Here is a 13,188-nt window from a genome sequence, read left to right as displayed (position 1 = left end):
CATCACACCGTGCCGGTCAGCTGCCGAAAGCCGTGAGGGCCAGTCGTTGGGCGACCGCAGGGACGCCGTCGACGGGTCCGGCGGTGCCCACCGCGTAGACCGCGCGCAAGCTCAGGTCCCGGGTAGCGAAGACACCACTGCGGTATCCCGGATCCGATCCGGTCTTGCCCCACAGGAGCGTCCCGTCAGGCAGCGGTGTGGACATCAACCCCACGCTGAAACAGGCTGTTCCCTTGCCAGGACCCGTGTTGCAGTGGGAGCCGTCCGCGTACGGCAGAGGCTTGCCATCGACGCCCTTCGGAACCGTGAACAGTTCGGCCGCCTGCGCCTTGCGCAGCAGTCGGCCGTCGAACAAGCCGGATATGAACCGGTCCAGATCCGCCGCTGTCGCCGTCATGCTGGCGGGCAGCCCGCCTTGCACGTTGACGTCGACCAGGTCTCCGCCGTTGCTTGCCAGGTAGCCGGGCAGGTACGGGCGGGGCACGGGGGTGGGTCGGTTCGGGAACGTGGGTCGCGTGTCCCGCATGTTCAGCGGTTCGAGGATGCGGGTGGTCGCCTCGTACTGGTACGAGTGCCCGGTGATCTCCTCGATGAGCTTGCCTGCGATGCGGTAGCCGAAGGAGTTGTACTCCTGGCGAGTGCCGGGACTGAAGTGCGGCCCCGGCCCCGGACGGCCTTCGGGGCGGAGTGTCTTCCGGATCACCTCGTCGAAGGTGACGTAGTCGAGCCTCAGCTCTATCTCCTCGTCCGGCGTGGAGGCCGGCGCGCCCTCCAGGTCGTGCGGCAGTCCGCTGGTGTGGTCGAGCAGCTGTCGTACGCTGATCGGCTCCTTGAACCGGTCCTCCGGCAGCAGGCCGGGCAGATAGTGCTGGACGCTCTCGTCCAGGTCGACACGGCCCTCGGCGGACAACTGGAGGAGGATCACCGCCTCCATGGTCTTGGTGACGCTGCCGATCCTGAAGTGCGCGCGCGGTGAGATGTGCCGGCCGGTGACGACGTCCCCGGCCGCGCCCCGCCACGTTTCCCCGTTCCTGTGTACCTCCGCGACTACGCCGGCCGCGCTGTCACCCGGACGCGGTTCGATCGCCGCGCGCAGTGCTGCCCGGTCCAGCCCGGGGGTCGGACGGTCGGGGGTGGCCTGGGCGGGTGCGACGACGCTTAACGCCAGAGCTGCCGACAGAACAAGGATCGCAGTGCGACGCATGGGAAAACTCCACTTCTCGAAGCGGTGATCGTGTGTGGTTCCACCATGTCCGCCCGGGTGTGTCCGCGCCGACAGGGATGACCCCGGCTCCCACCCTGAATCGACCCTGACTACTCATCAGGGGTGCCCCGTCCGCGCTGTTGAACCTGCGCGTCCGCGCGACACGACGGGATGATCCCCAGCGCGAGAAGGAGGGCGACGGCATCACGGCCAGGGGGTGGCGCAGCCGGCCGATAGGGTCCGGTCCTGTGACTCTTTCAAATCCCGCAGCCAAGATGCGGTTCCTCGTCCTGCACGACTACGGGATGGGCGGTTCATGGTGGTGGGTCCACGCGCGGTCGGCCCGGGAGATCCTGGAAACGTTCGCGTGGACCGAGGTTGTCACCAGGCAGGATTCGGTGGCCTGGGCTGAGGGCCACGAGCTCGAAGAAGTCGACATCGATGCCCCCCTCATGCCTCCAGGTCTGGACGAGCTGCGGGCCGAACGCGACGTACAGCGCGGAGTTCCTGGCTTCGGCGCACTCGCGGACAGGAGCATCGTCTACATACGGCGTCACTGGGACGCCGAGGACGACGGCGGCCCGGTCTACCTCATGGAGGTTGAATCGGACGGGCGCCGGACCCGCGAAGTGGAACTGGCTGAGGACGGGAGCGGCAGCGTAAGGAGCGGACCCGAGGACTGGCCCTTGAACCCCCCGGTCGTCGACTTCTTCGACCCGGAGTTGGCAGGCCAGGAGATCACCCGGGAAGAGTTCGAGGAGCAGTGGACCCGCGCCGTACCCGCGTCCGGCCTGTAGCCACCCGCGGCATGTGAAGCTGCTTCGATGACGCCCTTGATCAGGTAAGCCTGGCGCTCGTGCATGGAGCACGCTGCTCAACTCATCGCATCAACCGCGCCGCCCGAGCCACGTACGCCCGGCTGACCTGCGACCGTTCTGGGCGAAAGAGGTTCGTCGGAGCGCTCGTAGCGGCGGCCGACCACACCTGCGAGCACGCAGACGGCGAAAAGGACGCCTGCGGTCGCGAAGCCCGCGGGAGTGGCGGCGGTGACCAGCACGAGCAGGACCGGAATCAGTGTCATGATCCCGGCCCGGGACTTGGCGAAGGTGTCTACGCGTAGGACGAGGCGCAGGAATCGTGAGGGCACGGCGTCGGTCATGGCTTGTCTCTCTCACATGCTTCAGGTTCCCCCTCGGTGGCAGACGCAGGCACAGCCTCGCTCAGCTCCACGGACCAGGCATCGTCGGGCAAAGGCGTAGCGGAACAGGACGGCGTAGTGACGGCCTGTGTGTTCTCGTAGCTCCCATGGCATGTCAGCAGGCTGCCACAGCTGCCGTGGCGGAGGCTCGTGGGTATCCCGGCTCCCACGAGGATGGGTGCGGCCGGCGCCAGCTGGCACGCTGTCGTTGCGCGGGGTCGGCGAGCACGCGCCGCCCGGTGAACCTTGTGCGGCCGCCGCGAGACTCTGCCGCAGGTGGGTGAGGCGTGCGATCTCCGCGTCCAGGGCCTGAAGGCGATCGGCCACGACGTCGCTGAACCCGCCGGGGCCGCGGGCGCAGGAGGCTGAGGGCTGTTCCTGGACGAGGAGCTCCAGTCGATGGGCGCGGCGGCGGATGTCTTCCAGGGTGAGGCCCAGCGCCAGGAGGCTTCGGATGACGCGGACGCGGGGCCTCACCGATCCGCATGCCCACTGCCCTCCCGTTTCCGTCCCACTCCGCTCCGTCTCGTCTCGTCTCGTCTCGTCTCGTCCTGTCTCGTCTTACAGCTCGACGATGGACGCCCCGAAGGAGCGGCCGGCTATCAGTTCGGGCAACGCGGCCGGGGCGCGTTCCATTCCGGAGACCGGGGTGTACGGGAAGTGGATGTCTCCGGCCCTCAGCCAGTGCCCGAAACGCCTCTCCCACTCGGCCTCGACGTCCAAGTGGTCCATGCCGTTGTAGCCGGCGATCGTGATGCCCCTGGTCAGCAGACGGTAGGTGTCGAGCACGGCAGGTGCACTCCCGCCGGCTCGGTCCGGGGACAGCTGACCGTCCAGCGCGCCTACCAGGGCGATCCGGGCACCACGGTTCGCCGCGTGGACTGCGGCCGTCAGCAATTCGCCTCCCACCGTGTCCGGGAAGTGAGTGTTACGGACGAGTACCTGCCCGGCCACAGGACGAGGTAGCGGCGCTTGAACCAAGGCGAAGTCGTCCGGAGCCGGCAATCCATCGGGGCGGCGGACCAGACGTACCAGGTGGTGAGACGCATTCATGACCGGACGCTAACCCCTTCCCCACAGGACAGGGGCAAGACCCGAGAGGGTACGAAGTGCGGGTGTGCGCGGGCTGCAGGGTGCGTGGATCAGTTACTCGGGACGACCTGGCCGCCTCGGATCAGGTCACCGTTCGGACAGGCTGCTCGTTCACGCGGCCCTCCCACGCCCCGACTCAGCGGGCGAGGTCCCACCGCGCGCCCGCCGGCAGAGCAGCCAAGGCTGTGGGCCCGCTGATGGAGCCATCCCCGGCCAGCGGACCTCAACGTGTCGAACGTCGAATCGCCGCCTCTGGTTCGGTCTTGGTGCTCAGAACCCTTCGCCCCACCCGAAAGTGACGTTGTACGCCCGCTGAAGTGCGTGTCGGCCGTTGTCCCCGTCGGAGTACGCCCATGCGAGGGCTGCGGAGAACCAGAGCAGGAAGACTCCTCCGACGATGCCCAGAGCGACAAGCTTCCCGTTCCAGCCGAGGAGAACCAGGGCGATGGTCACGACGGCCGCGCCGAGGTGTGCTCCCCGCGAGTCGAGCGACGCAGCCTTGCGTAGTCTCCTGGCCTTGGCCCGCTCTGCGGCGAAGCGCGCCTCGCGAACAGACTGCGGTTCGTTCTCGTCGAAGTTCATGTCTTCCCCCTGGGGCTGACGCTACCTGGATCCGGGCGTCGTCGGCAGAGCCGCATCATGGGGGTCGGGATCGAGTACGCAGGCGGCACTCCGGAAGAGGGTCCCGCGTTCACCCTGCGCCGGGGTCGCGGTACGGGGTGAGGCGACGCTTCTGACGGTCAGACACCCTGAGCGGGGCTCGGGACCGCTGCCCACACGCGAGGGCACGGCCCTTTGCGCCCCACGGCGCAGCCCTCAGGAGAGCGGGGCCGTCGTCGGCCAGGCCTCGCGGGTCACAAGGTCGAGGACGAGTGCCGCGATGTTCCACGCGTCGTCCTCGCCGCGGTGGTGACGGCCTTCGAGGGGCAGGCCGGCGATGCGCAGGGCGTAGGCCATGCCGGGCCTCTTGCGGAGCCCGTGGGCATCGGTGAACACGGCCTTGGCATTGGTGTGGTCGCGGTCCGTCGGGTACCCGAAGGGGTACTGGACCCCGTCGGCCTGGCACTGCCGGGCGAACTGCCGGCGGTCGTACTCGCCCCAGCTGGCCCAGGGACGTACCCCGGCCTCGTACTCGGCGGAGAGGATCCGGCACGCCTCGGCGAAGGTGACGCCCCGGTCCACCTCTGCCTGGGTCAGGCCGGTCAGTTCGGTGCAGAAGTCGCTCACCGTCGACCGGGCCGGGCGGACCAGGATGCGGTGGCGGGACACACGTCGGCGGGCCGGCACGTCCACGACGGTGAGGCCGATCTCGATGATCTCGTTGACGGACCCGGGTGGCGGCTGTCCGTTCCAGCAGGTGGCTTCCACGTCGATGACGTTGAGCAGGGCGGATTCGTGGTGCATGGGAGTGAGGGTAGGGATGCGCGGCGAGTGCGGCACCTGAGTTTCCGGCCGCCTCATGACTGCCATCAACGGCCGATGCGCGCGCGGGCTTTCCGTCCCTTCGTCGGCGCCCTCCTCGAAAGCATCCACCCGGCTTCGATGCCCCGCACCTGATGATGTGGGATGGCGGCATGGTGAGGCGCAAGAAGGAGAAGGAGCGACCGTCCTTCGGTGTTCCGGCGGGAATTCTTCTGATGGTCACGTCCACGGGCTGGGTTGCCAGTTTCCGCACCGTGGAGGGTGGAATGGTGTGCGGGCGCCTGGACCTGCCGGTCCATGCCGACCCGCGGGACGCCCGGGACCAGGCAGCCGCGAACGTGACGGCAGTCACGCGCACCGTCCATGGGCTCGACGTCGAGGTGACGTGGGAGGAGCCGCTGGAGCCCTGGGTCTGGAACGCCCGGGTCACTCGCGTGGCAGAGAAGGGGTCTCCTCCGGAGGAGAATTGACGGTGGGGGGGTGATCGACGCCTGTACGTGCGATGAAAGTCGCGCTTCGCGACAGGACGTTCCGGGCGGAGAGGATCGGCCTGTCTCTCCTCGTAGGTCGGACGATGAGGGCGTCCGGGTTCGCAGCTCCCCCGGGAAGGTCGGATGCCGGATGTCGGATGCCGGATCACGGGGACGGATTCCGGCCGGATTCCCGATGTTCCTGACGACCCCGCGGTAAGTGGGTAGCGTCTGCTCAAGATCCGGCTGTGGAGTGAGGTCGGCCGGGCCGCCGCGAACACAGAGAGCGAGTACGTATGTTGACTGTGGAGACGTCTCTCAAGGAGGCGATGACCTCGATCGAGGGGAGTCTGGGGGTGGCGCTCGTCGACTACACGAGCGGCATGGCGCTGGGAACGCTGGGCGGGGGCAAGGACCTCGACCTGTCGGTGGCCGCGGCGGGGAACACCGACGTGATCCGCGCCAAGGTCCGCACGATGGAGATGCTGGACCTCAGGGACGACATCGAGGACGTGCTGATCACCCTCGGGAGCCAGTACCACCTCATCCGGCTGCTGGGCGGCCGTGGGAGCAACGGCCTGTTCCTGTATCTCGTACTGGACAAGGCCAGGGCTAACCTGGCCATGGCCAGGCACCAGCTGAAGCGTATCGAAGCGGAACTGGAGCTCTAGCCCTTCCTTCTTGTTCCCGGCTTCGTGCGCCCATGAGTTGAAAGATTCTTCAACTCGACACATCGGAAAGTGATCAGCCGGGGGGCGTGCCGGAGCCGGGAGGCGGAAGAATGGCAGGAGCTGGGCATGGAGAGACCGGCAGGTCTGGCCGGTAGCCCTTGGATTCGTCGTACCCGGGCGGGAGTGTTGTCACATGCAGGTGCCTCTGTACCAGGCCAAGGCGGAGTTCTTCCGCATGCTCGGACACCCCGCCCGGATCCGCGTGCTCGAACTGCTGCAGAACGGCCCGGTACCCGTACGCGAACTTCTGAACGAGATCGACATCGAGCCGTCCAACCTGTCCCAGCAGCTCGCCGTCCTCCGCCGGTCCGGAATCGTCGTGTCCGTCCGTGACGGCTCGACCGTCAGTTACGCACTCGCCGGCGGCGACGTGGCGGACCTGCTGCGCGCCGCGCGACGCATCCTTACCGAAATGCTCGCCGGACAGAGCGAGTTGCTTGCCGAACTCCGTGACACCGACACCACGGTGCAGGCGGGTCCGCCCCGGCGATGACCGAGCCCGTCGGCGTCAGGCCGCGCCCGTCGACGCACACGGCGGGCCCGACGGCTACCTGAAGGAGGTGCCGCACCTCTTGATCCGGCGCACGTGTCCTTCAACGACGCCGTCATTCCAGGGCGAGCTCCTCCCAGAGCCGCCAGGCTTTGATGCAGCCCTCGTCCCACCGTCGTCCAGGCAGGACGGTCCAGGAGTGCGCCCGCCGCAACGGCGACCCCTAATACCCTTGGCGCAAGAGGCAGTTGATGCTGGAGGACTCCACCCCCTTCGGATCTCTCCGGTGGGCCCCTCCTTGCTCATCTGGCCGGTCGGAACACCCGCAGGTCGCGGACCTCGTACGACATCTCGTCGGCGTCCACGTCCGGCGCCGGGTGGTAACGACCGGCACATACCGAGAGGTTGACGATCAGATAGGCGTGCCAGCTGTGCCCCACGCCGCGCCCGTCGGCGAACACTCTCACGCCGTCGACCCACCACACGACCGAGCGCGCGCCGAACTCTGTCCGCAGCTGCACCCAGCCGCCGGGGCGCACCGAGGGAGAGCGGTAGTAGCGGTAGGTGCCACGTACGCGGTTCGACAGTTCGAGCAGGTCGGGGTTGTCGGGGTGGTACTCGAAGACATCGATCTCCTGCCCTCCGTCGCGCCAGGTCCAGATCGCGGGCCAGGCCCCGGTCTCCTCGGGAAGGCGCACCCGCGCCTCCAGCGAGTCGCCGGTGCGCACCTGGAAGCCCTGGGGGCTCCCCTCGGTCGTCAGCAACCCGGCGTCCCACAGACCGTCGCGCCGACGGGTCGCCCGGAAGACTCCCGACCTGCTGTAGGCGGGGTCCTCCACCAGGTGGTCCAGTTTGTTGTCCCCCGGATTGACCGGGCCGCCGTCGGGATATGCCCACGAGCGGCCGGCGATCCACTGCTCCGGTGAGCTGAAGTCCGCGGTGAAGACCGGCGCGGCGGCAGGAGACGAGGACGGCATGGAAGGCTCCCCAGGTAGGACGGCGTACCACCGACGTTCTGCCCTCAGCAGCCGCGACCATGCGGACTACCTCACTCCATGTCGAGAACTCGTCACGAAGAGGAGCCGACGACCCGTCCAACCGTACGACCGCACTCCCTGAAGGGCTGCACAGGCGACGTCGGCCTGCCCCCACAGTGGTCGCGAATCCGTCGGCGCATTGCCCGTGCCGCCGGAGGCCACTGACCACTAGATTTGTCCCATCAAGGTTGAACGGCGTGCCCAAGAGGGGTGAAGAAGGTGGACGACTCTCAGGTCGCCTTCCGCTTGGTGCGGGGTGTAACCGGGTTTCGCGACCGAAGTGATCCGCCCCCGCCGACTACTGATGCCAGGGCCTGCCGTGCCGCCTGGCATGCCGCAGCGCGAGCCGCGGGCGGGCAGGTCGTGGACTTCCTGGAGCGGGAGTACCCGCAGAACTTCCACAGCGCCACGATCAGGAATCGGGACGGCGCGCACGTCGCACTGTTCCACGCTCACTACCCGCTGATTGCCTTCGTCGGCGACAGGCGCTTCTGGTACACCGACGAGTTCCAGGAGCCTCCCACTTGGGCCGCCCTCCTCAAGGGGGCCGGATTTGTCGTCTTGAGCGCAACACAGCTCCTGTCCTCGCTGACGGAGTCGGACACCTCTGCTCTGTCCACGGCGGAGTGGCGTCAGATCGAGCACTGGCGGCCGAAGACCCTTGGCTCAGCAGTCTTCAACTCGTGGGACTGAAAAGGAGAGCCGCAGGGAGGGAACACCAGGACGAGGCGCCTTGGCAGGGGTCGACTGTCGGCGTCACGCGTCACGCGTCACGCGTCACGCGTCACGCGTCACGCGTCACGACAAGCTTGTGGTCTCCTTTGAGGCGGCTGTCCCCTTCGCGGTCATCAACGCGTGGCTCTGAGCGGCGCATTTCGAACCGGCCTCCGGTGCGGTGAGGCGAAATCGGCTCGCCCCTCCGGCGGACCAACTGGCATGGTGCGGCGCATGACGCCCCCGTATCAGATTCGTGCCGACTACGATGCCCGCACCATCGTGGTCTACCAGGCGTACTCACCTGCCATCGCTGACGCCGCACTGCGGGCGGGCCGCTTCGTTGCGCCGTTCTCGTTCCACCGGATGACGTGGATCAAGCCGTCGTTCATGTGGCTGATGCACCGCAGCAACTGGGCCCGCAAACCCGGCCAGGAACGTGTTCTTGCGGTGCGGATGACCCGGGAAGGCTGGGAAGAGGCCCTCTCACAGGCCGTGCTGACAACTTCCGACCCGGCGGCTGTGGCCAAGGCAGCCGTACATGTCCAGTGGGACCCGGAGCGCTCGCCGCGCGGAGCAGCACTGAACCACTACAGCATCCAGGTCGGCATCGGCCGCCACCTGATCCGGACGTTCACCGACGACTGGATCGTCAGCCTCACGGACGTCACACCCCAGGTCCGTAAAGCGTCGACACTCATACAAACCGGGCACGCCGCCAAGGCGCAGCGGCTGATTCCCACGGAGCGCATCTACCCGCTGGCCCGGACACTGGAAGACGTCGTTTCCCCAGATAGATGACACAATCGCGTGAGAGACCACCATCGGCCCACCTCATCAACGATGGTGCTCCATGCGCGCGAAAGCATGCTCGACGCGGGGAAACCGGGGCGAGGGCCAGGGCCAGGGCTGTGCCTAATCGTGTTGACCGCCCCCGGCTGGGAATGCTGGGGTCGGTACGTGGACAGCATCCCCGCCAACCGGCGGTTCTGGAATCGGATCAGCAGCGCCTACCAGCAGGAGCACGACCCGCAAATCGGTGCCTCACCCCGGCTGTGGGGCATGTACTCCATCCCCGACGCGCACCTGCAGGCCCTGGGCGACGTCAGCGGGAAGCGCGTCCTCGAGCTCGGCTGTGGCGCCGGCCAGTGGTCCAGGGCGCTCGCTGCCGAGGGTGTCTCGGTGGTCGGGGTCGACCTGTCCGAAGCCCAACTCGCTTCGGCGACACGCGCGATGGGCGAGGCCCGCTACCCGCTGGTGCAAGGGGCCGCTGAACAACTTCCCTTCGCATCCGACAGCTTCGACGTGGTGTTCTGCGACTTCGGCGGGCTCAGCTGGGCGCCCCCGCACCTCGCCGTCCCGCAGGCCGCACGCGTCTTGCGCCGCGGCGGGCGCCTGGTGTTCAACGTCGCCAGCCCGTGGTTCGAAGCCTGCTACGACGAAGCCGCCGGCCGCGTGACCACGACACTGCAGCAGGACTACTTCGGGCTGAACACCATCGCCGAGGACGAGGGCGCTATGAGCTTTCAGCTCAGCTACGGCGACTGGGTCAGGGTCCTGCGCGGCGCGGGTCTCGTCATCGACGACCTCATCGAGCCGCGGCCCGAACTCGGAACCCGCAACGGGTACAACGAAGCCGACCCACCCGACTGGGCACACCGCTGGCCGGCGGAACTGCTCTGGGTCACCCACAAACCGTGAGTTCTGCCGGAAAGGCCTGTACCCGCACAGCAGCGCGAGTACGGGCCTCGGTTCTGGCTCGCGATGGCCGATCCTCCGACCGCAGCCGGTGTCCGGGCCGTGGTCGTCCACGGGCCGCCGACCGGGTCGGCCGCGTTCGATCAGACGCGTTCGAGCAGACGCATTCGATCACACGCGTTCGATCACACGCGAGAGCGGCTTGCCGAGGCCTCGCCGTACACCTCACGTTCCTCACGAGGGTGCGGGTCCCGTCCCCGTTGAGCGTCACCGAGCGGGGCTTGGGGCCCGTGCCGAGGTCGAGCGCCTGGCTGTAGTAGACGCCGGCCGGCAGGGTGTCGGTGACGCGGATGTGGGTGGCGGCACCGGCCCGAGACCGGTCACGGTGGTGGTGTAGCGCACGGTGTCCCCGCCGGCCGCGGCGGGGCGGTCGGCCGATCCGGCGATCGTCAGGTCGGCGTTCTGCGACATGGCGAGCACCGTCGCCTCGGTCAGCTCCGGTGGCAGGTTCGGCCGTGCGCCGTCGGCGAAGAAGGCGGTGCTGAGGCGGGGGTTGTACTGGATGTGCGCCCAGTCGTCGAACCCGTCATGGGTCTGGCCCGCGCTGGTGCCTCTGCATCCGCACTGGTCCGCGGGATCGATGGACGAGATGTGGTTGATGTCCGCGGGGACATCGGCTTCCGTGTTGCCGTTGGTCCCGTTCCCGTCGACGGGGCCGTTCGTGGCCGGCGCGACCCGGATCTTGCCGCCGACCCCGTACAGGTGTTGCGGGCGGGTTCGGCCGGTGTCCCGTGCACGCCGTTGTTCTCGTTGAGGCCCGTCTCGTCGAGCGCCGTGGCCGGTGTCGTGCCGAGGGCCGTGCGCCTGGCCGTGCTGTTGTAGTCCAGGGGCCTCGCGGCCTCGATGTTTGCGAACTGCAGCGTGTAGTTCATGACGCTGCAGTAGTTGGGCTTGCAGTTGGTGACGTCGCCGTGGCCGAGGCTCAGCGTGTGTCCGAGCTCGTGCAGGGAGGTGAAGGCCTCGGCGTTTCTCCGTCCGCCCAGATTGTTGAACGCCAGGTTGCTCCAGGGCCCGGCCGTCACCATGAAGTCGTTGGCGTTGCGCCGGCGACGGAGACCCCTGCCAGTACCGGAGCGCAGGGCCGCACTCTCCTCCGCCCCCGGGCGGCACGGGCCGCCCGAGGGTGGAAGGGAGAGAGAAATCGGTGGGCGTCGGACGGTTCCGGGCCTACTGTCACCCGTGATGGAGATGGACTTCCGGAAGCTGCCGGACAATCAGCACGAGATCCTGGTCCGGGCCCGCAAGGGTCCGGACGTCAGGCTGCCCGCCCAGACTGTCGGCCCGACCCTGCCGCACGACTTGGTCCACGCCGTCGTGGAGACCGCCCTCGGCATCGAGGACGGCTTCTGGGGGGCGATGGCGCGGGGCGCCACCTTCGAGGGGTTCGAGCTCGTCTTCCCGGGCCGGCACCGCCGCTCGGGGTTGAAGGTGCTGCGCCGGGGCGGCGACGCCGTGATGGCCGCCGAGCTCACCGTGAACTGGGCCTACCGGGTGTGGCGCGGCCTCCCCACGGAGGGCCGCGGCGTCGGCTTGGCACCCCTGGACGAGGCGGCCCTGGCCCGGACGACCCCGCACCTGGACTCCGCCGCCGCCCGCTGGGCCGCGCTCCCGGAAGGCGGGGAACTCCGCTGGCGCTGGGGGTGGACGGCGCAGGAGCCCCGGGGCCGGGGACGGCCCTGATCCTTCGAGCTGCCAGACCACAACACCCGCTCCAGAGCACCGACACCGCTCCTGGACAAGCACTTCAGGCCGGATCCGGCGGACCAGGGCAGCAGGCGCCTGTCCCCCTACAGGTCGGGCAGCCGTTCGCCGGCTACGGGCGACCGCCCCTCTTCCAGCCAGTGGAGGTACGTTCGCAGATCCGCCGCCAGGCCTCCTGCGAGGTAGGACTCGTAGTCCCTGACCGCCGCCGCCACACCCTGCCGTGCCCAGTCGACGTCGTCCCAGTCGTGGGCCGACAGGTACTGCGTGATCCGACCACGATCGCGCCACCACTCCCGCACCGCGCCCGGCGTCCATCGCACATCACCGTCGCAGCCGTACCCGAGAAAGGGATCGCAGTCGGCGGCTTCGACCAGCCGCGCCCTCTCCCCCGGCGTTGCATAGAAGGCTCCTCCGACCGGGTTCAGTTGACCGGCATGCCGATGCCCGGAAGCCACAGCCGGCCGCGGTCGTTGACCGTCAGTTCCCAGGCCACGAGCTCGTCCGGGCAGACCGACCCGCGGCCGCGGACGTCGGCGACCAGCAGCCGGGCCGCGGACCGCGCCGCCGCAGGGTCCTCGTCCGTGAACTCCGCGCGCCACCAGCCGCCGTCGCACACCTGCCAGCCCCGCTCCCGCATGGTCTCCTCCAGGCCCGGCGCGTCGGCCGTGGTCCGGTGGTCCACCATGAGTGACAGCCGGCCGGGGTCCTGGCTGTAACCCACCCGCAGGTGCCGCGGCCAGTCCCGCGAGCAACCGATGACGAACGACGCCCAGTCCCCCGGCACCTGCACCGGCAGCTGCTCCATCCAGGAGTCCAGGAGCAGTTCGAGTGACGACTCCAGATGCTCCCAGGACGCGGCGGTGTGATGACCGTCCCAGCGGAATGCCGGCCACGATCGCTCCGGGCCCCGGTGCAGCTGCCAGAGGTAGGGAAGCGCGTCGAAGCCGTGCGGCTGCTCCGCCCGCCAGCCGACCGAACCCGACTCCACGACCGAGTACTCGCGCCCGTGCAGGTCCGACGTCGTGTGCACCGACAGGGTGGCGCCCTGTGGGCCCCCCGCCAGCAGCACCACGTGCGAGCCGGTGTGCCAGCGCACGCTGGGGCCGGCGGCCGAGCCCCCGTACAGCGTCGGCTCCCCGATCTCCGCCACGACGGCCGCGTACACCGGACGCACCGCCTCCCGCCGGACCACGCGGCCGGAGCCGGGCGGGTACGGGGCGACGAGCACGGCCGGTGTGTCCACGTACGCGTCAGGACGATCGCGCAGGGCGCGCGCGTGAGCGGCGGCGCCCGCGGGACCGGGAAGCAAAGGAGGCATGCCGATGACCATGGCGTCATCGTGCCAGGACACCGTGCCCGACCGGAAAG

17 protein-coding genes are annotated in these 13,188 nt (G+C 68.8%); 8 read left to right on the top strand and 9 right to left on the bottom strand.

Annotated elements, in window-relative coordinates; all coding sequences use genetic code 11:
• Positions 1-16: 16 nt before the first annotated feature.
• The gene (locus ACF08F_RS19480) at positions 17-1,204 is read right to left on the bottom strand and encodes a serine hydrolase domain-containing protein (RefSeq protein WP_392299757.1); all 1,188 of its coding nucleotides are present in this window, start codon (positions 1,202-1,204) and stop codon (positions 17-19) included.
• Positions 1,205-1,452: 248 nt separating this feature from the next.
• Between ACF08F_RS19480 and ACF08F_RS19475 the strand changes: the two genes are divergently transcribed.
• Positions 1,453-2,001, top strand: a complete 549-nt coding sequence (locus ACF08F_RS19475; protein WP_392299756.1) for a hypothetical protein — start codon at positions 1,453-1,455, stop codon at positions 1,999-2,001.
• A gap of 77 nt (positions 2,002-2,078) precedes the next feature.
• Here ACF08F_RS19475 and ACF08F_RS19470 read toward each other — a convergent pair whose 3' ends face one another.
• The 5 genes from ACF08F_RS19470 to ACF08F_RS19450 form a co-directional block, all read right to left on the bottom strand.
• The gene (locus ACF08F_RS19470; RefSeq protein ID WP_392299755.1) at positions 2,079-2,363 is read right to left on the bottom strand and encodes a hypothetical protein; all 285 of its coding nucleotides are present in this window, start codon (positions 2,361-2,363) and stop codon (positions 2,079-2,081) included.
• Between the two features lie 21 nt (positions 2,364-2,384).
• A complete protein-coding gene (locus ACF08F_RS19465) occupies positions 2,385-2,879 on the bottom strand; it encodes a MerR family DNA-binding protein (RefSeq protein WP_392299754.1) in 495 nt (164 codons plus the stop codon).
• Positions 2,880-2,963: 84 nt separating this feature from the next.
• Positions 2,964-3,191: a hypothetical protein gene (locus tag ACF08F_RS19460; RefSeq protein WP_392299753.1), complete on the bottom strand. Its 228-nt coding sequence runs from the start codon at positions 3,189-3,191 to the stop codon at positions 2,964-2,966.
• 573 nt (positions 3,192-3,764) lie between these two features.
• The gene (locus ACF08F_RS19455) at positions 3,765-4,076 is read right to left on the bottom strand and encodes a hypothetical protein (protein ID WP_392299752.1); all 312 of its coding nucleotides are present in this window, start codon (positions 4,074-4,076) and stop codon (positions 3,765-3,767) included.
• A 234-nt stretch (positions 4,077-4,310) separates the two neighbouring features.
• Entirely contained in the window at positions 4,311-4,898 is a 588-nt protein-coding gene (locus ACF08F_RS19450; RefSeq protein ID WP_392299751.1) for an exonuclease domain-containing protein, read from the bottom strand.
• 170 nt (positions 4,899-5,068) lie between these two features.
• On the opposite strand from ACF08F_RS19450, the gene ACF08F_RS19445 reads away from it, so the two are divergent.
• The 3 genes from ACF08F_RS19445 to ACF08F_RS19435 all read left to right on the top strand — a co-directional run bounded on the left by ACF08F_RS19445 (position 5,069) and on the right by ACF08F_RS19435 (position 6,610).
• A complete protein-coding gene (locus ACF08F_RS19445; protein ID WP_392299750.1) occupies positions 5,069-5,386 on the top strand; it encodes a hypothetical protein in 318 nt (105 codons plus the stop codon).
• A 296-nt stretch (positions 5,387-5,682) separates the two neighbouring features.
• A complete protein-coding gene (locus ACF08F_RS19440) occupies positions 5,683-6,057 on the top strand; it encodes a hypothetical protein (RefSeq protein ID WP_055645601.1) in 375 nt (124 codons plus the stop codon).
• A gap of 193 nt (positions 6,058-6,250) precedes the next feature.
• Positions 6,251-6,610, top strand: a complete 360-nt coding sequence (locus ACF08F_RS19435) for an ArsR/SmtB family transcription factor (RefSeq protein ID WP_392299749.1) — start codon at positions 6,251-6,253, stop codon at positions 6,608-6,610.
• Between the two features lie 299 nt (positions 6,611-6,909).
• Here the strand turns inward: ACF08F_RS19435 and ACF08F_RS19430 are convergent, their stop codons facing one another.
• Positions 6,910-7,584 (bottom strand): beta-glucanase, encoded by a 675-nt coding sequence (locus ACF08F_RS19430; protein WP_392299748.1) that lies wholly within the window; start codon positions 7,582-7,584, stop codon positions 6,910-6,912.
• Positions 7,585-8,007: 423 nt separating this feature from the next.
• On the opposite strand from ACF08F_RS19430, the gene ACF08F_RS19425 reads away from it, so the two are divergent.
• The 4 genes from ACF08F_RS19425 to ACF08F_RS19410 all read left to right on the top strand — a co-directional run bounded on the left by ACF08F_RS19425 (position 8,008) and on the right by ACF08F_RS19410 (position 11,796).
• Complete coding sequence (locus tag ACF08F_RS19425) at positions 8,008-8,337, top strand: hypothetical protein (protein WP_392299747.1); 330 nt, start codon at positions 8,008-8,010, stop codon at positions 8,335-8,337.
• Between the two features lie 255 nt (positions 8,338-8,592).
• Positions 8,593-9,159 (top strand): DUF4291 domain-containing protein, encoded by a 567-nt coding sequence (locus ACF08F_RS19420; RefSeq protein ID WP_392299746.1) that lies wholly within the window; start codon positions 8,593-8,595, stop codon positions 9,157-9,159.
• A 159-nt stretch (positions 9,160-9,318) separates the two neighbouring features.
• Positions 9,319-10,059 carry a class I SAM-dependent methyltransferase gene (locus ACF08F_RS19415; RefSeq protein ID WP_392299745.1) on the top strand — a complete coding sequence of 247 codons (741 nt, stop codon included), beginning with the start codon at positions 9,319-9,321 and terminating at the stop codon, positions 10,057-10,059.
• A 1,239-nt stretch (positions 10,060-11,298) separates the two neighbouring features.
• The gene (locus ACF08F_RS19410; RefSeq protein WP_392299744.1) at positions 11,299-11,796 is read left to right on the top strand and encodes a hypothetical protein; all 498 of its coding nucleotides are present in this window, start codon (positions 11,299-11,301) and stop codon (positions 11,794-11,796) included.
• A 107-nt stretch (positions 11,797-11,903) separates the two neighbouring features.
• Here ACF08F_RS19410 and ACF08F_RS19405 read toward each other — a convergent pair whose 3' ends face one another.
• The gene (locus ACF08F_RS19405) at positions 11,904-12,140 is read right to left on the bottom strand and encodes a hypothetical protein (protein ID WP_392299743.1); all 237 of its coding nucleotides are present in this window, start codon (positions 12,138-12,140) and stop codon (positions 11,904-11,906) included.
• 101 nt (positions 12,141-12,241) lie between these two features.
• Positions 12,242-13,171, bottom strand: coding sequence for a hypothetical protein (locus ACF08F_RS19400; RefSeq protein ID WP_392299863.1), 930 nt, complete (start codon positions 13,169-13,171; stop codon positions 12,242-12,244).
• Between the last annotated feature and the right edge of the window lie 17 nt (positions 13,172-13,188).

The organism is Streptomyces sp. NPDC015130 (genome assembly GCF_043080005.1).
GTDB lineage: Bacteria > Actinomycetota > Actinomycetes > Streptomycetales > Streptomycetaceae > Streptomyces.
The sequence above is the reverse complement of the archived record's forward strand: the minus strand, read 5'-3'. Positions and strand labels throughout refer to the sequence as shown.

Excerpts from the sequence above, each read along its gene's own strand:
- ACF08F_RS19455 (WP_392299752.1), bottom strand. The coding sequence starts at position 4,076 with ATGAACTTCGACGAGAACGAACCGCAGTCTGTTCGCGAGGCGCGCTTC.
- ACF08F_RS19450 (WP_392299751.1), bottom strand. The coding sequence starts at position 4,898 with ATGCACCACGAATCCGCCCTGCTCAACGTCATCGACGTGGAAGCCACC.
- ACF08F_RS19470 (WP_392299755.1), bottom strand. The coding sequence starts at position 2,363 with ATGACCGACGCCGTGCCCTCACGATTCCTGCGCCTCGTCCTACGCGTA.
- ACF08F_RS19410 (WP_392299744.1), top strand. The coding sequence starts at position 11,299 with ATGGAGATGGACTTCCGGAAGCTGCCGGACAATCAGCACGAGATCCTG.
- ACF08F_RS19435 (WP_392299749.1), top strand. The coding sequence starts at position 6,251 with ATGCAGGTGCCTCTGTACCAGGCCAAGGCGGAGTTCTTCCGCATGCTC.
- ACF08F_RS19430 (WP_392299748.1), bottom strand. The coding sequence starts at position 7,584 with ATGCCGTCCTCGTCTCCTGCCGCCGCGCCGGTCTTCACCGCGGACTTC.
- ACF08F_RS19445 (WP_392299750.1), top strand. The coding sequence starts at position 5,069 with ATGGTGAGGCGCAAGAAGGAGAAGGAGCGACCGTCCTTCGGTGTTCCG.
- ACF08F_RS19480 (WP_392299757.1), bottom strand. The coding sequence starts at position 1,204 with ATGCGTCGCACTGCGATCCTTGTTCTGTCGGCAGCTCTGGCGTTAAGC.
- ACF08F_RS19440 (WP_055645601.1), top strand. The coding sequence starts at position 5,683 with ATGTTGACTGTGGAGACGTCTCTCAAGGAGGCGATGACCTCGATCGAG.
- ACF08F_RS19420 (WP_392299746.1), top strand. The coding sequence starts at position 8,593 with ATGACGCCCCCGTATCAGATTCGTGCCGACTACGATGCCCGCACCATC.